This window comes from Rhodococcus sp. NPDC059969, assembly GCF_042738325.1.
In the GTDB taxonomy this organism is placed as follows: domain Bacteria; phylum Actinomycetota; class Actinomycetes; order Mycobacteriales; family Mycobacteriaceae; genus Rhodococcus_F.
The window spans coordinates 1,350,793-1,371,068 of sequence record NZ_JBHWUF010000001.1 but is presented as its reverse complement, the minus strand read 5'-3'; the positions used below and the strand labels follow the sequence as shown (position 1 = coordinate 1,371,068).

The window sequence follows — 20,276 nt, the reverse complement described above, 5'->3', positions numbered from 1 at the left end:
CGAACGACTTACTCTGCGCCATCTTTCCGGTACGTCCCTTATGTCGTGGTGAAATCCATGTGAAAGGTCGTCACCGATCACTCCACACTGCTAGGACGACGCCAGTGTCGTCGCCCAGCGGTAGTCCGCCTTACCGGCCGGAGTCCTCTTGACTTCGTCGACCAGCACGATCGTGCGCGGCACCTTGTAGCCGGCCAACGTCTTACGGCAATGTTCCTGAACTGCTTCGAGAGTCAGCTCGTCAGACTCGGGATAGGTCGCGATCACCGCGGCAACCTGCTGCCCCATGCGCGCGTCGGGTGCGGGGACAACAAGCGCGTCGGAGATCGCCGGATGCGCGTGAAGGGCGGCCTCGACCTCTTCGGCGAATACCTTCTCGCCGCCGGTGTTGATGCACTGTGAGCCACGGCCGAGGAAGACAATGGTGCCGTCCGCTTCCACCTTGCCCATGTCTCCGAGCACCGAAAGACGGGTGCCATCGGCGCGGGTCGGGAACGTCCGGGCGGTCTTCTCCTCGTCCTTGTAGTACCCGAGCGGGACGTTTCCGATGCGAGCGATGTATCCCACATCGTCGGAGCCGGCTGGGATCTCTTCGAGACGCTCGTCGACCAGAATCATGTTCGGCGAGGGCGGCATTCGCAGATTTCCTGCCTCGTCGATGGCGAAGGCGCCGTCGTTACCTGACTCCGAGGCTCCGAAGTTGTCCCGCAACAGCAGGTCCGGCTTCACCGCCAGCATGCGGTCCCGGACGCTGGTGGACCAGATCGCGCCACCCGAGGTGATCGAGAACAGGGTGCTGAAATCAACCTCGTCTTTGCGTCGTTCCATCTCGTCGACCAACGGCAGTCCCATACCGTCGCCGACGATCAAGATCACCTGTACCGAATCCTTCTCGATCGCTTCGACGACCTTCGCCGGGTCGAATTCTCGTCGTAGAACAACCCGCGCACCGAGGGTGAGGAAGGTGAACAGCGAGTACAACGCGGCGCCATGCATCAGCGGGGCGGCAATGAGGAACGATAGCTCCGGAAATTCCTTTGCAGCACTGGCAATCTCGGCGAGGTCCTGCCGCGCTCCCTCTCCGTACGGATTTCCGCCGGAGAGCGGCTTACGGAAGAAGTCGTCGTGACGCCACATGACGCCCTTCGGGTATCCGGTTGTCCCGCCGGTGTAGAGCAGGTACACGTCGTCGCCCGAACGAGAGTCGAACTCCCCCACTGGCGACTGTTCACGCGCGTCGTCGAAGGAAACCACGGAAACTTCGTGCTCATTCGCGGCAGCGACCAGTTCGGCCTCGATCTCGCCGATCACGATCACCGTCTTCACCTTCGGGCATGCACCGAAAAGGGAAGCAAGGACACGCTGATGTTCGGGAAGTTCCACGACCACCGCGACCGAGTCGGAGTTGGTGAAGATGTACTCCAGTTCGGCGGGTGTGTACCGGTAGTTCACGTTGATCGGGACCGCGCGGATCTTGATCAACCCGAGGATCGACGTGACATGTTCAACGCTGTTCTTCAGGAACAGAGCCACGTGGTCACCACGCGAGATACCGGCTTGCGCGAGCAGGTTGGCGGTTCGATTGGCCTCCGCGTCCAACTCAGCGTAGGAGAAGTTCTCTCCCTCGTAAGTCAAGGCGACGCGATCAGGTACCGAGCTGGCGACGGTTTCGAATACATCAGCGAGGTTGAACTGCATCGTCTTCCCTTTCAGAGTCTGCGCCGCGATATCGAGGCATACAACCCTGAATCTAGAACACGTTCCATGCAGCCCGAGGCAAAACGGAACGATTAGCTGACCATTACCTGGACCTGACCTTGATCGGCGCGGCGACGGCCGAGCCCGCACCGCCCGACACCCATTCGGCGAGCAAGGTCTGCCACGACCCGCAATGGCAGCGCAGGTAGGTGACCGTCCCCTCGCTGGTCCGATGCCGGGATTCGACCTCCCAGCGATGGATGCAACCGATCGGCGTGATCTCTGTTTTCTTCATGGAACGAGCATGATGTAATGGCATTGTGCACCTCAACCCTTACGGCGAATATGCGGTGACGTTGGCAGCCGACCTGGCCAATCGAAACCCCACTTCCTTGGCCGAGTTGGTCGAACGCTGCGTCGACGCGGGCATCATTCTCGATTTCCCCATCGCCGAGAAAGATCTCGACGAGACCCTCGATCTCCTGATCGAGTGGTCGAAGATCGTCGACGTCACGGACGAGGCTGCCCGCGCCGAGTTGGTGAACGTCATGCTCGAGCAAGCGTCGGCATATCCGCGCATGACCAACCACGCCAACGACGGATGGCATCTGCACTATCGCGATCCGCAACAGTCGCTCGCCGAGGTCCTCAAGGCCCTCTTCTCGGTAGGCACGGCGCTGCACCTCGTCGGCCGCGGAATGCACAGATTGGGTCGGTGCACCCTGGACGAGTGCACCAACATCTACGCGGACACCTCACGCAACGGCAATCAGCGGTACTGCTCCCCCACGTGTGCGAATCGCGATGCGGTGCGACGCCACCGCGCGCGCAAGTGATCTGTACCGACTACGACGTCGGACCGACCACCTCGAAGTCCGAGCCACCTTGGTAGTCGAACTGGAAACTGCCGCTACTGCTACCCGAGCTGATTCGATTCCACGCGTCGATCAAGTCCTGGACCGTGTTGTATCCCAGATCCTCCAAAGAACCTGAGAGACTTCCGGTTCCGGCGCCCTCGAACCAGCCGCCGACCACGACGGCCTGCGGAATGGCAATAGTCGGATTGGTGGGATCGAGGAGTCGAACGCACGCTCCCGCGACGGCGTAGACCCCAGCGGGCAGATTACCGACCGTCCGGGTGATCGTCTGGCCAGGCGAGACTGCAAACAGATCGAGGATGTTGCTGACGGTCGGATACACCAGCACGCCAGGCTGGAGCAGTTTTGCCGGATCACGAATCACGTCGGGGACATCCCTGGCATTGAGGATCGCCACCGTGCAGTTGATGAAGCTGAACCGCGGATTCGGATTTGTGATGGTGAAGGTGATCGCATTGTCCGCTGCGCTCACCGACACCGGCGGCGGGAGAATCGCCGGTGCTGCCGACGCCGTCGCCGGAGACATCACAACCAGTCCCACGACGGCGGCCGACGCCGCAGCGATGCTTCCGCAAGCTCGTATGAATCCACGACTTCGCATTTCCGAACCTCCAGGCAAGTCGGTCAGATCACCAGACGCATGAAGAATAGAACGATCAGTCGGAAAATTGGGGAGACAGACGGTGAACTACCCGAAAAGCCCTTCGAGGCTGCCGCTGCCGAACAGGTCGCTCAGGCTTCCGGTATTGATACCGCTGAACGGTCCACCGATGACAACGAGGCTCGGCACGCCAGGAACGGGCTTACCCAACGTCTCGAGATCGAGGAGATCGGAGCAGGCACCGAGCACCGCGTAAGTCCCGTCTGGAACATCGGTAACGGTATTGGTGACCGTCTGCCCCTTGCCCACGGCAAACAGCGAGTTCGGATCGGTGATCTTGGGGTACACGACAAGATTCGGGTCGAGCAGTTTCAGCGGATCGTCAAGCACAGCAGCAGAATCCGCGGCATTGACGACGAATGCCTGGCACAGCGAGACAATGCCCGAGTTGTTGTTCGTGATCGTCAGTGCCAGATCGTTTCCGGTCACCTTGTACGAGACAACCGGCGGGAGCACCTCGGCCGACGCAGTTGCAGGATTGACCATCGCTACGCCGGCCGCGGTGGCAGCGGCAACCGCCACGGTCCCCACTACGCGACGTACTCCACTCGTGCCCAGCTTCATCGAGGATCCTTTCGTACTGCACCTTGAGTTCGGCAACAGTGCGCAGCCTAGATCGGATCTAGCGCCCGAAATGGTCCAATGGTCCCGCCGGGAGGTCATGCCCGAAAAATCGGGACAAACGTCCCCTTCTCGAAAATGTTGCTGTTCGACTCAATTCCCGCTGGAGACAAAGGGCGTACGCACCGGTCCGCCTGCCGATCCGTGCGGTGCGACCAATCCACGCTTTTCGAGGATCGGACGCACGCCCTCACCGAACTGATACGCCTCTTCGAGATGCGGATAACCCGACAGTACGAAGTGATCCAGGCCGATCGCCGCGTACTCGGCAATCCGATCGGCCACTTCTTGGTGCGAACCGACCAATGCGGTACCCGCTCCCCCTCGGACCAATCCGACGCCGGTCCACAGGTTCGGCGCAATTTCCAGCGACCTCGCTCCGACACCCTCCTTGTAAGCCGAACCGCCGCCGTGCAATTCGAGCATCCGACGCTGACCTTCGGAGCCGGATCGCGCAAGACTCGCTTGAGCCTGCTCGACGGTCGCCGGGTCGAGCGCACTGAGCAGCCGATCCGCTTCTGCCCACGCTTGTTCCGAGGTGTCCCGGCTGATGACGTGCAGACGGATTCCGTAATCGAGGTGGCGTCCTTGAACTTCCGCGAGGTCGCGGATCCAGGCGATCTTGGCTGCGACGGCGGATGGCGTCTCACCCCAGGTGAGGTAGGTGTCCGCGTAACGCGAAGCGACGGTTCCGGCTGCCGGCGAGGATCCGCCGAAGAAGATGGGCGGTACCGGATCCGGAATACGCTGCAGCGTAGCTTTTTCCACGTTGACGTACTCGCCGCAAAAATCAACCGGACCGTTACCGGACCACAGCTGGCGGATCACGTCGAGGAACTCGCCGCAACGTGCGTACCGCTGGTTCTTGTCGAGGAAGTCACCGAACGTGCGCTGCTCGTGGTCCTCTCCACCGGTCACGACGTTGAGCAGCAGGCGACCGCCCGACTGCCACTGGAAGGTCGCGGCCATCTGGGCAGCCAACGTGGGGCTGAGCAATCCCGGGCGCAGAGCAACCAGAAACTTGAGCGTCTCGGTGGTCTCGACCATCATCGCCGTCGTCAGCCATGCGTCTTCGCACCACGCGCCCGTGGGCGTGAGGACTGCTTCGAAGCCGTTCGTCTCTGCGGCCGCACCGATCTGATTGAGGTACTTCAGCGTCGCCGGACGATCACCGGACATCGAGCTACCGTGCCCACCCGCCATCAGATTCCGAGAATCACCATAAGTAGGCAAGAACCAGTGGAAGCGCAGTGACACGGGGATTCCTTTCGTCGACGAACAGGCAGAACTCTTCTGTCATTACATCCACACTCCACCTCGAAGAACAGGGTTGAAATCACCCTGATCTCTATGGGTGCCCACTTTCAGTCCCGGCGATACGTTCGTGAATTTGCACCGCTACCCGGGGGCTCCGATGACTACGTTTGCCGAAGTCGAGCACAATTCACCGTTCTCGAACGAGACCGACGATGAGCGACGTTCCAGGCTGAGAACCGTCGTCGCCGCAAGCCTGCTCGGCACGACGGTCGAGTGGTACGACTTCTTCCTCTACGCGACCGCCGCGAGCCTCGTCTTCAACCAACTGTTCTTCCCGAACCAGAGTTCCTTTGTCGGGACCATGCTTTCTTTTGCGACCTTCGCGGTCGGCTTTCTCGTTCGCCCGATCGGCGGAGTGGTGTTCGGTCACATCGGCGATCGCATCGGGCGCAAGAAAACGCTTGCTCTCACGATGTTCATCATGGGTATCGCGACGGCGCTCATGGGTGTTCTTCCAACGGCCGCTCAAATCGGCGTCGTGGCACCGATTCTGCTTCTGCTGCTTCGAATCCTGCAGGGGTTTGCACTCGGTGGTGAGTGGGCCGGAGCTGTTCTTCTGGCGGTGGAACACAGTCCGGAGAAGAAGCGCGGCTTGTTCGGCAGCATCCCGCAGATCGGGCTGGCTCTCGGGTTGGCCTTGGGCACAGGAATGTTCGCGCTACTTCAAACGGTCTACGACGACGAACAGTTTCTCCGTTTCGGCTGGCGCATAGCCTTCGTTCTGAGCTTGGTGCTCGTGATCGTTGGGTTGGTGGTCCGATTGAAGGTCGACGAGACGCCGGCATTTCAGGCGGTTCGCGACCTCGAACAACGCTCCTCCGCACCGCTCAAGGAAGTCTTCCACGGAAGGGTTGCACGAAACACCGTACTGGGCATGCTGTCTCGCTGGGGCGAGGGCGCCGCCTTCAACACCTGGGGCGTCTTTGCAATCACCTATGCAACCAAGACTCTGCATTTCGAAAAGGTCCCCGTACTCCTCGTGGTCACTGTCGCAGCAGTTGTCATGGCGATCTTGCTGCCGTTCTCCGGCCTGCTCACTGATCGGTTCGGTCCGCAACGGGTCTACATCGTGGGCATCGCCGCGTACGGACTCGCGATCTTCCCCGCTTTCGCACTGTTCGGGACCGATAACCTTCTGCTCTTCGGACTCGCGATGATCGTGGTCTTCGGAGTGATTCACGCCTTGTTCTACGGAGCCCAGGGAACGCTCTACGCGAGCCTGTACCCCACCGAAATCCGATACACCGGGTTGTCGGTCGTCTACCAGTTCTCGGGTATCTACGCCTCCGGCGTCACTCCCCTGATCCTTACTGCACTGATCGGCGCCACCGGCGGTTCGCCGTGGCTGGCCTGTGGATATCTGGTGGCCACCTCGGCGATCAGCGTCGTCGCCACTGCGGCGATCAGGAAGCGTGATCTGTACCTGTAGTGGATGACATCTAAATATCTCCATCTCTTGCATATTTGCTAGATATCCACAGAAATACCGGACAAGTAGATACCGATCGAGATACGCCCACGCATCGGATACATCGGTGTATCGTTTGGGTTCCATCCCGACGGAGGCACCGATGACGACTGGAACGGACAACTCGCCGGCCAAGCGTGTCACCAAACGCCGTGGTCAGACCCGGCAGCGCCTCCTGGATGCGGCCGCGGACGTCTTCTCCGCAGCCGGGTTCGGACACGCCACCGTCGAGCAGATCTGCGAACGCGGCGGATACTCCCGGGGCGCGTTCTACTCCAACTTCGACTCACTCGACGAATTGTTCTTCGCGATGTGGGAGCAGCGATCTGCAGCAATGCTCGCCGACCTGAGGGTGGCGACGGAATCGATCACCGCCGGGAACACCGTCGACATCCATGCCGCCGTGGCCCGGATCGTGGCGGTGGTTCCGGTCGACCCGCAGTGGTACCGAATCAACGCCGAGTTCACTGCCCACGCACTCCGCAACCCGGCACTTCGCAAAGCCCTCGCCGATCGCGAAGACGCAATCCTTCGAACGCTGCTTCCTATCGTGGAGGCCGCACTCAGCGATGTCGGGCGAAAAATCGTCGGTGACCCGACGTCGCTGGGACGGGCGCTGGTCGCCGTACACGACGGCACCAGCGTGCAGTGCCTCGTCGATACCGACACCAACGCGGCCTTCGCGTTGCGCCGCGATATCTTCACTCGAATTCTGCTGTCCTACAGCGAAATAATCCAGAACAACCAATCGGAAGAGGAGCTGTCGTGAGCGAACAAGCTGACGTCATCGTTGTCGGGGCAGGGCTGGCGGGACTGGTCGCCACCTACGAACTGACGCGCGCCGGCCGCAAAGTCCTTGTCGTGGAACAAGAGAACGCTGCCAACCTCGGTGCGCAGGCATTCTGGTCTCTCGGCGGACTCTTCCTCGTGAACAGCCCCGAACAACGCCGGCTCGGCATCAAGGACTCCCTCGAGTTGGCCATGCAGGACTGGATGGGCACTGCCGCATTCGACCGCGACCGCGAAGATCACTGGCCGCGTCAGTGGGCCAAGGCATACGTCGAGTTCGCAGCCGGAGACAAGCGTCAGTACCTGCACGATCTGGGCCTTCGCCTGATGCCCAACGTCGGCTGGGCCGAACGCGGACGCGGAATGGCTCTCGGACACGGCAATTCGGTTCCGCGCTTCCACCTCACCTGGGGAACTGGACCAGGTGTCGTCGACGTTTTTCTGACCAAGGTCATCGCCGCGCAGAAACGCGGGCTGGTCACGTTCAAGCACCGCCACCAGGTGGATCAGTTGGTGGTCACCGACGGCGCGGTCACCGGTGTACGAGGAACCGTCCTCGAACCTTCCAGTGATCTGCGCGGTGTGAAGAGCTCACGCACCCCCGTCGGCGAGTTCGAGTTCGCCGCACAGGCCGTCGTGGTGACCTCCGGCGGTATCGGCGGCAACTACGAACTGGTGAAGAAGAATTGGCCGGAGCGACTCGGCACGGCTCCGAAGCACATGCTGACGGGAGTACCGGCGCACGTCGACGGGCGCATGCTCGAAATCACCGAATCCGCGGGCGGAAACATCGTCAACCGCGACCGCATGTGGCACTACACCGAAGGCATCCAGAACTGGAATCCGATCTGGCCGAACCACGGAATCCGCATCATCCCCGGACCGTCCTCGATGTGGTTCGACGCCACCGGCAAGCGTCTGCCGGTCCCCAACTTCCCAGGCTTCGACACGATGGGGACCTTCAAGTACATCCTGGACAGCGGTCACGAGTACACGTGGTTCATCCTCGACCAGAAGATCATCGAGAAGGAGTTCGCACTCTCGGGATCGGAACAGAACCCTGACTTCACCAATCGCGACTTCAAGCTCCTCCTCGAACGAATCAAGAAGGGCGCGCCGGGACCGGTCGAAGCATTCAAGCAGAAGGGCGCCGACTTCGTTGTGCGTAACAACCTTCGCGATCTGGTCGGCGGGATGAACGCCCTCACCGACGAACCGCTCCTGGACTACGAGGACATCGAGCGCGAGATGATCGCCCGCGACCGCGAAGTCGACAACAAGTACAGCAAGGACTTCCAAGTCACCGCCATCCACGGTGCACGTAATCTGTTGGCAGACAAAATCGTGCGCGTCGTTGCGCCGCACAAGATCCTGGATACCAAGAACGGACCACTGATCGCGGTCCGGTTGCACCTGCTCACCCGCAAGACACTCGGCGGCTTGGAGACCAATCTGGATTCGCAGGTCATCAAGGCCGACGGCAGTGTCTTCGACGGCCTCTACGCGGCCGGTGAGGTCGCAGGCTTCGGCGGCGGCGGAGTCCACGGCTACAGCGCGCTCGAAGGGACCTTCCTCGGTGGCTGTATCTTCTCGGGCCGCGCAGCCGGACGAGCATTGGCGCGCGACCTGTAGCCCGAAATCAGGCGAGCGAATGCGTGACCAGAATGTGGTGGGCACGCATTCGCCGCGCCTCGTGCACGGATTGATGGTGGTGATGGTGCGTCGGTCCGCGCGCGTGGCGAACCAGATCGTGAACAGTTCGGATGACGGTCGGCATTGCGATCCTCCCTCAGGAGATGGCGACTGCTGTTCTTGTCGGTGGAATCACTGTCTGGACACCGCCACTCGCGCCACCTCCTCCGGATCGATCAGGTGGGTATGGTCGTCGTCACCGACATCTATCTGCACGACGTCGATGCGGCCGTTAAATGTGGTTGCGCCGCTGTAATCAACACTGACAGGCATGCCGTAATCGTCACCGATGTCGGTAGTCTCGTCGGCGGAGAAGACCATCGGTTGCGTCTGCTCGACGCGACCCGAGCCCACTTCGCGACCGTCGTGATAGATCGTGACCCCGCCGCCTCTCGCGAGACCACCTCCGTCGTAGGCGAATTCAGCCCTGATCTGGTGTGATCCTGCCGGAATGTCAATGTCGGAGCCGATGACGAACTCGGTCATGCCCAGTAAGTTGTAGACGAATTTGGCGCGACCTTCCCGCGCGTAGAGTGCCCAGCCCCCGAACCTGCCTCCCTGCGCGATCATCACACCGTTTGCCGTGATGCCATCCGCGACGTCGACAGCTGCTGTCACACTGAACGATCGGTTCTTGATGCTCAGCACGCTGTGCTCACTCAGTCGCTTCATTCCGGGAAACAGAACCTGTCTGTTCCCCGACACCAACTGCGGGCGCCCCGCGATGTGAGGGTTGAACCGCTCGAATCTTCGGTCGTCGATGGGGAGCACGTTGTACTTGACCGCTTCGATCAACCACAAACGTTGCAGTGCAGCGAGTTTCTCCGGCATCTGGGCCGCCAAATCTTTGGACTGCGTCCAATCCTGTGACCCGTCGTAGAGCTCCCAGACGTCGTCGTCGAGAGCGGGGAGTACCTCCGCGAACAGCCACGGAGTGCTGTGCCTGGTGACCGCACTCCAACCCTTGTAATAGATACCGCGATTGCCGGCCATCTCGAAGTACTGCAGATCGTGACGTTCGGCGACTTCGGCGTCGTCGAAGGTGTAGACCATGCTGGTCCCCTCGATGGGTGATTGCTGGACGCCGTTGACAAAGGTCGGTTCCGGTAGTTTCGCGGCTTCGAGGATCGTCGGTGCAACGTCGATGACGTGGGTGAACTGCGACCGCGTCTCACCCTTGGTCCGAATCCCTTCCGGCCAGTGCACGATCGTCCCGTTGCGAGTGCCACCCCAATGCGACGCAACCTGTTTCGTCCACTGATACGGCGTACACATTGCCCACGCCCACCCCACGGAATAGTGGTTGTACGCGTCCTTGGTGCCGAACTTGTCTTTCACTTCCGCCATGAACTCGGGCGTCTCGATGGCGGCAAGTCCGTTGAAGTTGGCCATCTCGTTGAAGGCTCCGTTGATCGTCCCCTCTGCGGACGCTCCGTTGTCTCCGATGATGTAGTACACGAGGGTGTTGTCGAGAGCTCCGAGTTCTTCGATCGCATCGACAAGTCGGCCGACATGGAAATCGGTGTGTTCGAGAAATCCTGCATAGACTTCCATTTGGCGTTCGAGGACGGGCTTCATCGCCTCACTCATGTCCTCCCACGCCGGAATGGCCTCGGGTCGCGGGGTGAGGACCGCATCCGCGGGAACGACTCCCCGCTGCTTCTGCTGCTCGAGGATCGATTCGCGTTGAGCGTCCCAACCTCCTGCGAACCGGCCCTCGTACTTGTCGGCCCACTCCTTCGGAACATGTTGCGGCGCATGGGTAGCGCCGGGTGCAAAGTAGACGAAGAACGGCTTGTCCGGAGCCAGGGACTTCTGCATGCGAACCCAGTCGATCGCGTGATCGGCAAGGTCTTCGGTGAGGTGGTAACCCTCCTCCGGTGTCTTGTCCGGCTCGACAGGCGCGACGCCCTCATACAGCGCCGGGTAATACTGGTTGTTCTCCCCGCCGATGAATCCGTAGAAGTGCTCGAATCCGCCTTCTCCCGTCGGCCACGACGTGAACGGTCCCACCGGGGAGGTCTGCCACGGCGGCACCTCGTGACACTTGCCGAACTGCGCCGTCGAGTATCCGTTGAGTTTCAACGTCATCGGCAGTGCGGCTTTGGTATTCGGGCGCAGACCGGAAAGACCAGGAGCTGAGGTCGCGGTTTCGGTGACCGAGCCCATTCCGACCGAATGGTGGTTGCGCCCACTCAGCAGTGCGGCGCGGGTCGGTGCGCACAGCGCAGTCGTGTGAAACCGCGTGTACGTGAGCCCATTACTTTGCAATCGCTCAGCGGTCGGTGTGTCCGCTGGTCCGCCGAAAGCACTGCTCGCCCCGTACCCCACGTCGTCCAACAGCACCACCAGAACATTGGGTGCCCCGGCCGGCGGCAGTAGCGGAGTGATCGGCGGAAACTCCGTGTCCGGATCCTTCGCGTCGTACGTCACCAGACCAAGATGTTGTCGATCCGGGATCGGTAGTACAGCGCGGCTCTGGCCTGTCGGATCCGTCATGACGTCTCGCCTTCTGTCTCTCACATGGCTCCTTCAAGCGTTTCAGGACCACGACGACGTCGACATCATCCGTTTCGGGTGAAGGCGCACCATCGCCGCAGCGTGGAGGCTTGAAGTGTGGATCAGCCCGGACGTTTCGCTCCCACCCCGATCGGGCATGCCTTCCTCGTCCCCCGGCGCCGTGTGCGTGCGGGCCTGACCCAGATCGTGTGCGTCGTCATGGGACTGGCTGCCGGACTGACGATGCCGTCCATCCACAGTGGCCCAACGATTCCCGCCCGTCAGGTCAGCGAGATGCTCGTTGCCCTCGGTCTGGGGTTGCTGGGTGTTGTCGCGGTGATCTTCTCGCTCTTGTTTCTTGTCGTCCAATGGGCCGCGACCACCTTCACTCCTCGCCTGCTGTTGTTTCGCGACGACCCCATCGTGTGGCGGACGTTTGCTTTTGCAATAGGCCAGTCGGTTTTCGACATCACGGCGGCGCTCGCCATCACCAACGAAACGGACGTGTCCGTGATCGTGCCAAGTCTCGCAGTGCTGGCACTCTTGGCCACGCTGACGCTGATCAGACTGCTCCAGCTGCGCGCCTTCTCGGCCATCCAGTTGGCTCCGGTACTGACCTCGATCTCGAGTCGTGGCCGAGCAGTCTTCGCCGCCGTGTACCCCACCACCGATCTGGAGTTGCCGCCTGTACCAACACTTCCGGTGATCACGACGATCGAGTGGCATCGACCGCCGGCGGCTCTGCAACAGATCCTCGTCGAAGATCTCCTGCAGAGCGCTCGGAACTGCCGATCGATGGTGGTCCTCCGAGTGTCGCCGGGTAGCACGCTGCGAGACGGATTGCCGCTCGCCGACATCTACGGCGGACCCATGCCCGCCAACACGATCCTCGACGCTATGGTCAGTGGGAGTGAGCGTACCTTCACCCAGGACCCCCTACTCGCGATTCGGTTGTTGGCTGACATCGCACTCAGAGCGCTCTCACCCGCTATCAACGATCCTGCGACGGCAGTGCAGGCTCTGGACGAGATCGAAGACCTCCTCTCTCTGGTGGCCGCCGTTCGCGCAGATTCGATCCGGGCCGTCGACGAGCGTGGTGATCTGCGTGTGGTGATTCCGCTACCCGACTTCACGAGCTTCGTCAGAACCGGACTGGACGACGTCATAGCCTCGGCCTCGAACTCGCCACTCGTTCTGGGTCGACTTCGCGACCTACTTTCGCATGTCGCCGCCCGATCGGACTCTCGGAACCGCGACGTTCTCGCCACGCGCGCCCGTTGGGTAGGCCAGATGTCCGACGGGTTCCGTCGGCTCGAACCCCCGTTGTGAACCCGAACAAATTTGTTGGTGATCGCGTCAAGGCATCGTCAAGATCAGTCTCAGAGCTACGGGAAATGACGATACTGACTCGGTGAGACATGCAGTGATACTCGGACACCGTGGAGTCATATCGTCGACCACCCGCCCCGGCCGTGGCCCTGAGAAGCAGAAGCTTTCCGTCGCAACCGGACTGGCTGGGCTTTCGCTCGACGCGATGGCCTCGGTGTCGTACGGTCCAGAAGCCATCGTGTTGGTGTTGGCCCTCGCCGGCGGCGCGGGGATCGGCTTCACCGTGCCGGTGACGATCGCCATCGCCGTGCTGCTTGTGGTCCTGGTGGCGTCGTATCGCCAGGTGATCGCCGCATTTCCCGAAGGCGGTGGCGCCTACGCCGTCGCGAAGAAGCATCTGAGCCCGCGCGCCAGTTTGACCGCTGCCGCATCGTTGATCGTCGACTACACCCTCAACGTCGCGGTGTCGATCGCAGCCGGCGTCGCGGCTCTGACCTCCGCCTTCCCTGCGCTTCTTCCCTATACGGTCTGGATCGCACTGGCCATACTCGGCGGCATCACGGCATTGAATCTGCGGGGCATCGCAGATTCCGCGCGAGTGTTCATGCTGCCCACCGTAATCTTTGTCGTCAGTATCTTCACTGTGATCGGCGCCGGACTGTTACGGGAGAACCCTGCCGCCGCCCCGGCTCCCTTCCTCGCCGACAACGCACACACGATCGGCATTCTCCTTCTGCTCAAAGCATTTTCGAGTGGTTGCGCCGCATTGACCGGTGTCGAAGCCATCGCCAATGCGGTACCCAGTTTCAAGAAGCCTCGCGTGCGTAGCGCTCAGCGTGCCGAAGTTGCTTTGGGAATCCTGTTGGGCACCATGCTGATCGGCCTTGCCGTGTTGATCGAGAAGTTCTCACTGGCTCCGGTCCCTGGAACAACGGTCCTGTCGCAACTCACTTCCGCTGCCCTCGGAAATGGTGTGGGCTACTACGTCGTCCAATTCTCCACCGTGATTCTGTTGGCGTTGGCCGCGAACACCTCGTACGGCGGACTTCCCAACCTGATGCGGATCCTCGCCGACGACAACGTGCTCCCGCACCGCTTCAGCCGGAAGTCGACGCGCGACGTCTTCACGTACGGCGTCTTGTCGCTCGGTGGCGTCGGTGCTCTCCTGCTCATCGGATCCGGCGGAAACATGAACACCTTGGTGCCGCTGTTCGCCATCGGTGTGTTCATCGGATTCACGCTCGCGCAGTTCGGCATGGTACGCCAGTGGCTCGCCGAACAGACGCCGGGCTGGAAGTGGCGCCTAGCGCTCAACGGTTTCGGGGCTGCGTTGACTTCGATCGCAGCAGTGGTGACAACCGCCATGAAGTTCACCGAGGGCGCCTGGTTGATCGCTCTCGCGCTCCCTGCGCTCGTCCTCGGCATGGAACGCATCCGCGGTGCGTACACACATATCGGTACTCGGTTAACCGTTCAGGGTGAGAACGATTCTCTGTCTATCGGATACAAACCAGCGGTCCTAGTACCCGTGTCCGAAATTACGTCGCTCTCCACCCGCGCGATGGCCGCGGCAACGGCGATGTCGTCACAGCCCATCGCAATTCGAGTCTGCCTGGCCCACGAATCGACGACGGACTTCACACGCCGATGGCAAGCCCGACACCCGAGTTCGCGTTTGATCGTCATCGAGGACACCGAGAATTCCGTGGGGAACACCCTCGCCCGATACATCCGCACACACTTCCCCCACCGAGAGACATTTGTTGTCGTCGCCACCATCGACCCGGCGACCAGATGGCACCGGTTCCTCCCGAGCCAACGGACCGATGAGATCGCTCATGCACTGCGCAAACACACCGAGGCCGTGGTGTGCCAGATTCCGGTTCGGATCGATCCGGCTCACCGCGATCCCGCCCTACGCGCATGAGCCGACGCTCAGAGCGAGGTCCCGAACAACATGCCAGTGCCACCGGGACTAGCCCATATGCCGAGATCCCGATCAACGCCATGGTCGACCGACCACCAGTCGCCTGATCGGACCGCGTGTGATTCGACCTTCATTTCTTGCCCTTTCCCTGACGTGGCTCGGCCATTCCGAGCTGGTTGCGGATCGCCTTGGCGGTCAACTCGGGAATTTCCGAGTGCCGGGCAACGACTGTTCGTCGTGATCAGAAAAGCGTCAGTACTCCCAGTTGACACACCTTGCGGTGCTGTCGTGCATCCGAGGGCAGGAGTAGTCACCGCAGCCGCAGTTCAGTCCGGCGTAGTGGCTGGTCCCGGCCTGGTGGTCTTCGCCCTGCTCGAAGTCGTAACCGTTCACTGACTTGACCTTCCCGTCGTTGCCCGGCCCCTCGGTAGCCCCTGACAATTTTTTTTCCGTCCTGGCATGGAGCTCCGGATCGGCGAATTAGGGAGTGGCGCAATGCTTGGGCCGCAGAGTTTTTCAGCGAAGCGACTTTGAAAAGTTTTCGGAGCCGGAGGCCGGCGAAGCCGCCAGGGGTTGCGCCGGGACCACTGTCGATCAGGATCCGAAGGACAGAAAGGAAAAAAGGATCTTTTCACTTTCACAGAGCGGAGCGCAGCGGAGCATCCTCTTGGGGACACCGCAAGTGGCCGGGCGGCCGGGCAGGCGGATGCAGTAGGTGATCCGACCGACCGGGTTGAGTGCCTGATATTCACTCCTGCTGAACCGAAACTCGGCCGGGGCAGGTTGCGATCCGCTTCTCGTGGCGCGCATCGGCGACATTGTTCCTGTTCAGGATGAATGAGTGGGGAGGATTGAGCTGCATTCCCGTCGCGTGGGACGTGACCGAGGTCATCTTGTCGCAAATGTTCGGTTACCGAAATATGCGATACCGTCAGTTACATCCAAGTGGGGCTGCGGCCGATGCAGCCTTCGCGTCATAGGAGGTTTCATGTCCCGTTCACGTATGGCCGTAGCTGCACTGCTGGTTCCGGCCGCTGCCGTTGCTGTCGCCCTGCTCGGGGCGGGTGCGGCTTCTGCCGCGACCCCGTATTCCGGCAACGGTTATGTCGGCGTCAATTTCGATCAGAACGAGACCCGATTCATAGCCGACACCAATGCTGGCAACCTCCTCGGCCCCATTCCGGATCGGGGTTGGCGCGTGAACCTCGGCCCTGGTTCCATCTACCAGCCCACCGGAAACGTCGTCTATGCCACCGTCGACCAGATCGTCGACGAGGCAGCTTCACACGGAGGTCGTGTCTCCATCACGCTCAGCGACCCGGCGCTCTGGAATGGCACGTACGTCACCGGTTTTCAGCGCTGGTGACCTAGCTCGATCCAGAGAGGAGACCGTCGAAAATGAAGCTGAAAAAGGGCCAACTGGTTGCATCGGCGGCACTCGCCTCCGTGCTGCTCCTTTCGGGCTGCAATGAGACGGTCTCCGGTGCTCCGGTCGCCACAACCGTTGCCCCCACGTCAACCGAGTACAAGACCACCCTGGTTCCGCTTCCTGGGGTGGATTACCAGCGGTTTGTATGGCACGGAACCGACACCCAGGTTCTCATGCCACTCGTGGACGGTTGGCAATTCCACTCCAATTTCGATGAGGAGGCCGGCGACGGAGAGGGACTCATTCTCTACAACTCGACTGGTCTTGCTGAGGGCCGGATCACTTCCGGAACAATCGCTTTCAACTCCTGGGAGAAGAAGTACGCCAAGGACGAGGAGCAGGCCACCGTCCAGGCTTATCAGGACCTGGCTCGGCTGGACGACTTCAAGCTGATCGAGAAGAAGAAGACGAACGCCAGCGGATGGGACGCGACAGTGGGAACTGCGACCTTGACTTTCAAGGATCCTGGCACGGACCGCAAGCCTTTCTTCATCACCTTCGCCATCTACTCTCGGATGGAAGGTGGTCAGGCGAAGTCCTTCACGATCATGGCCGAGGACGAGTACGGCGATATTCAACAGGTCCAGGACTACAAGTTGAAGTTTGTCACCACCCCGCTGTTTCAGTGACGGGACCGGGAACTCGGAGATTCGTACATGTTCCTGGTCTAGGTGGCGGGCGATTCGGTGATGGCGTCGGCGGTGACGAGCATGTCGATTTCGACGCTGTTGGTTCCGCTGGCATCAGTGCCATACACGGTTACTCCGGCCAGCCATTGGCCGTCGTGTCTGTTTACTGCACCAGAACCACCGGCTTGAGATGTATTGAGACTATAAGGCCATTTCAATGGCGCAACGCGGTGTGGACAATGGTGCACGAGCGGTTGGCGCCGCCCCCTGACTTGGCGTCATCACGGGAATGGAGCCTGTCATTGTGGTGGGCTCGACTAGCCCCTTCCATCCGCACCATCCTCCGCAGGACGCTACGACTTGGCTTTCGATTCGTCCGTCGTTGAACTCAGCGGTGATGCATACCGCCCGAGCCGGGTGATCACATACCGGGCATCTACCGAAGTAGTTCAAGACGTCACGCGACTCGGATGCCACAACCTTTACACGCTCGACCATATCTTCCTAGACTTGCACAGGCGCAGCTTGTTGATGGTGTGATCTGGGCCTTTTCGCAGCGCCAGTGTGGCACGGGCCCTGGTGGACAGGATGTTCTCGATCGGATTCGGTCGGCCCGCTTATTGCAGAGAATGCATTCTCGCCCAGAATTTCAAAACCCCGTCGAGGTATCCGGACATGTAGAGCGCGGATGTTTTTCACGCGCGCGTGCTCACGTGATCGGCGCTTGAATGCCCCCCCCCCCCCCCCGAAAGAAGGTGCGCCCGCTCGACCACCCCTGTGAGGGATAAGGCCCGACTGCCGTGAGAGCAACGGTGTTCGCGCTCTGCACCGACATGATGACGGCTTGTTTTGAAAACCGGTCAGCAATGACACCCCCGAGGTCGCGAACGCGAAGAGACCGAGACTCAGACCAGTCGCAACGGCAGAGAGCTCGAGCGGGCTCTCGTCGATGTGGACAGAAGTATCCGGTAGTCACGACGGTGAAGCGGCCGTAGCGTTCGCCATCGCATGAGTCGCTCCACCCTCATGCCTACACCTCGCACTCGACGCCCGACAGCCTCAGGTTCGGCCATCCGTCAGTATCCCGCAGGATCTGTCGATCGTGAGTGGAAACCACCACGGCTGCCTCAGTAGCGCTGAGCGCCTCGGTCAACTCATCTACGAGAGCAATGGACAGGTGATTGGTCGGCTCGTCCAAGAGCAGCACGTGCGGGCGGCACGCGAGCGCAAGGGCGAGATCGAGTCGGCGTTGCTGGCCCATCGACAGCTCGCCGATCCGCTTGCTCATCTCATATGCGCGCAGGAGCCCCAATGATGACAGCGAGACTGCAGAACCCGTCTGAATCGTCCCAACCGCCACGAGTTCGTCGACCCGTGAGGAGTGATGCCTGACCTCCGGCAGTCGCCGGTTACTACCTGATTCCAGCTGTATCAAGGACCGATCGATGAACACCGACTTCGTCTAACTGTCCGATTGATCGAGAAACCACTTCGGCTCTAATCACATGTTCAGAGTTGAGCGGGTCAAAACAGGATCTAGTCAATACGGATCGTGTGTTCTCGCCGTACGAGATTCCACCCTGTCGTCAAAACGAGCGCCCCGACGGCAGTTCCAAAAATGGGTCCGCCAATGAGCAGTCCAGTTATGAATCGGTAAACCGAGACCTTTTCGATCTGGGTCGATTCGAGGTCGTGCGGCCGGTAGCTGAATGTGTAGATCGTGAAGGGTTGGGAGGCGTACCACCACAACACGGCAGCACTTACGAGTCCGCACACTAAGCCGAAACCGGCGAAGGCCAGCAGAGTAACGGTCGCCGAGCGGCGTTGCCCCTTCAAAACTTCTCTTCCATCGCCACACACGCACGCTACCCAATGAGAAACCGCACACGAACGGTGGAAGGGTTTGAGCAGAACACCTCCACCTAGTGGGCCCCAACTCACCGGGATCAGGCAGGTGGCCGATGCGGTTTCACCGAGTACCCATTCTGGCAGCGGATGGAAATGTCGACGCCAACGAGTATCCTAAGTGCATCTAGTGGTTACATTGATTGCGATTCGCCGACATATTGCGGTCGAGGCCTTCAGGTTTCCGAGATGCGCGTCTACAGCAAAGCCCCGACCGGCGGGGTGAGCCGACAGACGGGGCCTGTGCAAGATTGGAGCCGTGGTGGATGGCTTCGCACTGGCACACAACGCAGCGGGCAAAATTCCGGTCCGGATCGATCCGGCTCACCGCGATCCCGCCCTACGCGCGTAAGCAGACGCTCAGAGCGAAGTCCCGAACAGCATGCCGAGCAGATACGTCGCGCCGGCAGCGCCGTAGCCGATGGCAAGTTGGCGTAGTGCCCTCTTGAACGGAGGTCCGCCCGACAGCAACCCGACCACAACGCCGGTGGTCAGCAACGCGATCCCCACGAGTACGGACGCGACGATCAGGGCCGTCATGCCTTCCAGGCCGAACAGATACGGCAACACCGGAATGATTGCGCCCGAGGCGAAGAAGCAGAAACTTGCCGCCGCTGCGCCCAACCCGGTTCCGACGGCTTCATGGTCGTCGACAACGTCCGCGGCGCCGAAGGTGCTGTTCGCGAGGACCTCGGCGGCGCGCTGGTCCGCTTCCTCGGCGGACATGCCGCGGGCCCGGTAGACCAGGGACAATTCGTTGGCGTCGACGTCGAGCAGGCCGACAGCTTCGCTGGCAGCGGGACCAGGATTGGACGCTTCCAGCAACTCTCGCTGCGAGCGGACTGAAACGTACTCGCCGGCTCCCATCGACAGGGCGCCGGCCAGAAGCCCGGCCATGCCGGTGATCAGAACGATCTGGTTGGAGACGCCGCTACCGCTGATGCCGAGTACGAGAGCGAGATTACTGACCAGGCCGTCGTTGGCCCCGAAAACGGCGGCACGAAATGTCCCCGAAAGTCTGTTGCGGCCCCGGGTGGCCAAGGCCCGCACCACTTCTTCGTGGATCTTCTCGTCCGCGCCCATCGATGCGGTCGCGTCGGCGTCGTTCGGATAGGGGGATCGTGTCTCGGCGCGCTGGGCAAGAGCGAGCACGAACACGGAACCGAAACGCCTGGCCAGAAAGCCCAGTATCCGAGTGCGGATATCACCGCGCAGTGGTTTGCCGACGTGATCGCCGAGTAGCGCTCTCCAGTGCGCCTCGTGTCGACCCTCCGCGTCGGCCAGTGCGAGAAGGATTTCGCGCTCCTCGCCGCTGCGCCTACCCGCGAGGTCGCGGTAGACGGCGGCCTCGGCTTGTTCGTCGGCGAGGTATCGTCTCCAGCGCTTGACATCTCGCGGGTCTGGATCGGGTCGTGCGGCCGGAACTGTGGACAT

At 61.2% G+C, this 20,276-nt stretch carries 18 protein-coding genes and 2 pseudogenes; 9 read left to right on the top strand and 11 right to left on the bottom strand.

Features of this window, described 5'->3' with window-relative positions; all coding sequences use genetic code 11:
• Positions 1–90: 90 nt before the first annotated feature.
• Positions 91–1,698 (bottom strand): AMP-binding protein, encoded by a 1,608-nt coding sequence (locus tag ACFWAD_RS06335; protein ID WP_378531151.1) that lies wholly within the window; start codon positions 1,696–1,698, stop codon positions 91–93.
• A 103-nt stretch (positions 1,699–1,801) separates the two neighbouring features.
• Positions 1,802–1,993: a hypothetical protein gene (locus ACFWAD_RS06330; protein WP_378531149.1), complete on the bottom strand. Its 192-nt coding sequence runs from the start codon at positions 1,991–1,993 to the stop codon at positions 1,802–1,804.
• A 25-nt stretch (positions 1,994–2,018) separates the two neighbouring features.
• Here ACFWAD_RS06330 and ACFWAD_RS06325 point away from each other — a divergent pair, with 25 nt between their 5' ends.
• Positions 2,019–2,534, top strand: a complete 516-nt coding sequence (locus tag ACFWAD_RS06325) for a CGNR zinc finger domain-containing protein (protein WP_378447306.1) — start codon at positions 2,019–2,021, stop codon at positions 2,532–2,534.
• 10 nt (positions 2,535–2,544) lie between these two features.
• Here ACFWAD_RS06325 and ACFWAD_RS06320 read toward each other — a convergent pair whose 3' ends face one another.
• On the bottom strand, positions 2,545–2,973 hold the full coding sequence (locus ACFWAD_RS06320; RefSeq protein ID WP_378542229.1) for a hypothetical protein: 429 nt from the start codon (positions 2,971–2,973) through the stop codon (positions 2,545–2,547).
• A 10-nt stretch (positions 2,974–2,983) separates the two neighbouring features.
• Between ACFWAD_RS06320 and ACFWAD_RS06315 the strand changes: the two genes are divergently transcribed.
• On the top strand, positions 2,984–3,220 hold the full coding sequence (locus ACFWAD_RS06315; RefSeq protein ID WP_378542227.1) for a hypothetical protein: 237 nt from the start codon (positions 2,984–2,986) through the stop codon (positions 3,218–3,220).
• Between the two features lie 44 nt (positions 3,221–3,264).
• Here ACFWAD_RS06315 and ACFWAD_RS06310 read toward each other — a convergent pair whose 3' ends face one another.
• Positions 3,265–3,801: a hypothetical protein gene (locus tag ACFWAD_RS06310; protein WP_378542225.1), complete on the bottom strand. Its 537-nt coding sequence runs from the start codon at positions 3,799–3,801 to the stop codon at positions 3,265–3,267.
• A gap of 150 nt (positions 3,802–3,951) precedes the next feature.
• Positions 3,952–5,115: an LLM class flavin-dependent oxidoreductase gene (locus ACFWAD_RS06305; RefSeq protein WP_378542223.1), complete on the bottom strand. Its 1,164-nt coding sequence runs from the start codon at positions 5,113–5,115 to the stop codon at positions 3,952–3,954.
• A 157-nt stretch (positions 5,116–5,272) separates the two neighbouring features.
• On the opposite strand from ACFWAD_RS06305, the gene ACFWAD_RS06300 reads away from it, so the two are divergent.
• The 3 genes from ACFWAD_RS06300 to ACFWAD_RS06290 all read left to right on the top strand — a co-directional run bounded on the left by ACFWAD_RS06300 (position 5,273) and on the right by ACFWAD_RS06290 (position 9,064).
• On the top strand, positions 5,273–6,604 hold the full coding sequence (locus tag ACFWAD_RS06300; protein WP_378542221.1) for an MFS transporter: 1,332 nt from the start codon (positions 5,273–5,275) through the stop codon (positions 6,602–6,604).
• 142 nt (positions 6,605–6,746) lie between these two features.
• On the top strand, positions 6,747–7,412 hold the full coding sequence (locus tag ACFWAD_RS06295; protein ID WP_378542219.1) for a TetR/AcrR family transcriptional regulator: 666 nt from the start codon (positions 6,747–6,749) through the stop codon (positions 7,410–7,412).
• Positions 7,409–9,064 carry an FAD-binding dehydrogenase gene (locus ACFWAD_RS06290; protein ID WP_378542217.1) on the top strand — a complete coding sequence of 552 codons (1,656 nt, stop codon included), beginning with the start codon at positions 7,409–7,411 and terminating at the stop codon, positions 9,062–9,064. Before ACFWAD_RS06295 ends, ACFWAD_RS06290 begins: the two co-directional genes overlap by 4 nt.
• Positions 9,065–9,071: 7 nt before the next feature.
• Here the strand turns inward: ACFWAD_RS06290 and ACFWAD_RS06285 are convergent, their stop codons facing one another.
• A complete protein-coding gene (locus ACFWAD_RS06285) occupies positions 9,072–9,209 on the bottom strand; it encodes a hypothetical protein (protein ID WP_153211511.1) in 138 nt (45 codons plus the stop codon).
• Positions 9,210–9,256: 47 nt separating this feature from the next.
• Entirely contained in the window at positions 9,257–11,623 is a 2,367-nt protein-coding gene (locus ACFWAD_RS06280; RefSeq protein WP_378542215.1) for an arylsulfatase, read from the bottom strand.
• Between the two features lie 117 nt (positions 11,624–11,740).
• On the opposite strand from ACFWAD_RS06280, the gene ACFWAD_RS06275 reads away from it, so the two are divergent.
• Positions 11,741–12,952, top strand: coding sequence for a DUF2254 family protein (locus ACFWAD_RS06275; RefSeq protein WP_378542213.1), 1,212 nt, complete (start codon positions 11,741–11,743; stop codon positions 12,950–12,952).
• Positions 12,953–13,046: 94 nt separating this feature from the next.
• Complete coding sequence (locus ACFWAD_RS06270; RefSeq protein WP_378542921.1) at positions 13,047–14,879, top strand: APC family permease; 1,833 nt, start codon at positions 13,047–13,049, stop codon at positions 14,877–14,879.
• A gap of 252 nt (positions 14,880–15,131) precedes the next feature.
• Here ACFWAD_RS06270 and ACFWAD_RS06265 read toward each other — a convergent pair whose 3' ends face one another.
• The gene (locus ACFWAD_RS06265) at positions 15,132–15,320 is read right to left on the bottom strand and encodes a hypothetical protein (RefSeq protein WP_378542211.1); all 189 of its coding nucleotides are present in this window, start codon (positions 15,318–15,320) and stop codon (positions 15,132–15,134) included.
• Positions 15,321–15,867: 547 nt separating this feature from the next.
• Between ACFWAD_RS06265 and ACFWAD_RS06260 the strand changes: the two genes are divergently transcribed.
• Complete coding sequence (locus ACFWAD_RS06260) at positions 15,868–16,245, top strand: hypothetical protein (RefSeq protein ID WP_047271971.1); 378 nt, start codon at positions 15,868–15,870, stop codon at positions 16,243–16,245.
• 32 nt (positions 16,246–16,277) lie between these two features.
• Positions 16,278–16,937 carry a hypothetical protein gene (locus ACFWAD_RS06255; protein WP_378542209.1) on the top strand — a complete coding sequence of 220 codons (660 nt, stop codon included), beginning with the start codon at positions 16,278–16,280 and terminating at the stop codon, positions 16,935–16,937.
• Between the two features lie 482 nt (positions 16,938–17,419).
• Here the strand turns inward: ACFWAD_RS06255 and ACFWAD_RS06250 are convergent.
• The 3 genes and pseudogenes from ACFWAD_RS06250 to ACFWAD_RS06240 form a co-directional block, all read right to left on the bottom strand.
• Positions 17,420–17,548 (bottom strand): annotated as a pseudogene (locus tag ACFWAD_RS06250) (hypothetical protein); the annotation flags it as partial.
• 419 nt (positions 17,549–17,967) lie between these two features.
• A pseudogene (locus ACFWAD_RS06245) lies at positions 17,968–18,312 on the bottom strand (AAA family ATPase); the annotation flags it as partial.
• 890 nt (positions 18,313–19,202) lie between these two features.
• Entirely contained in the window at positions 19,203–20,276 is a 1,074-nt protein-coding gene (locus tag ACFWAD_RS06240) for a VIT1/CCC1 family protein (RefSeq protein WP_060937898.1), read from the bottom strand.

Bases quoted from the DNA above. Each gene is read 5' to 3' on its own strand.
- ACFWAD_RS06335 (WP_378531151.1), bottom strand. From the start codon at position 1,698: ATGCAGTTCAACCTCGCTGATGTATTCGAAACCGTCGCCAGCTCGGTA.
- ACFWAD_RS06330 (WP_378531149.1), bottom strand. From the start codon at position 1,993: ATGAAGAAAACAGAGATCACGCCGATCGGTTGCATCCATCGCTGGGAG.
- ACFWAD_RS06315 (WP_378542227.1), top strand. From the start codon at position 2,984: ATGAAGCTGAACCGCGGATTCGGATTTGTGATGGTGAAGGTGATCGCA.
- ACFWAD_RS06310 (WP_378542225.1), bottom strand. From the start codon at position 3,801: ATGAAGCTGGGCACGAGTGGAGTACGTCGCGTAGTGGGGACCGTGGCG.
- ACFWAD_RS06300 (WP_378542221.1), top strand. From the start codon at position 5,273: ATGACTACGTTTGCCGAAGTCGAGCACAATTCACCGTTCTCGAACGAG.
- ACFWAD_RS06295 (WP_378542219.1), top strand. From the start codon at position 6,747: ATGACGACTGGAACGGACAACTCGCCGGCCAAGCGTGTCACCAAACGC.
- ACFWAD_RS06285 (WP_153211511.1), bottom strand. From the start codon at position 9,209: ATGCCGACCGTCATCCGAACTGTTCACGATCTGGTTCGCCACGCGCGC.
- ACFWAD_RS06280 (WP_378542215.1), bottom strand. From the start codon at position 11,623: ATGACGGATCCGACAGGCCAGAGCCGCGCTGTACTACCGATCCCGGAT.
- ACFWAD_RS06260 (WP_047271971.1), top strand. From the start codon at position 15,868: ATGTCCCGTTCACGTATGGCCGTAGCTGCACTGCTGGTTCCGGCCGCT.
- ACFWAD_RS06255 (WP_378542209.1), top strand. From the start codon at position 16,278: ATGAAGCTGAAAAAGGGCCAACTGGTTGCATCGGCGGCACTCGCCTCC.
- ACFWAD_RS06240 (WP_060937898.1), bottom strand. From the start codon at position 20,276: ATGTCCACAGTTCCGGCCGCACGACCCGATCCAGACCCGCGAGATGTC.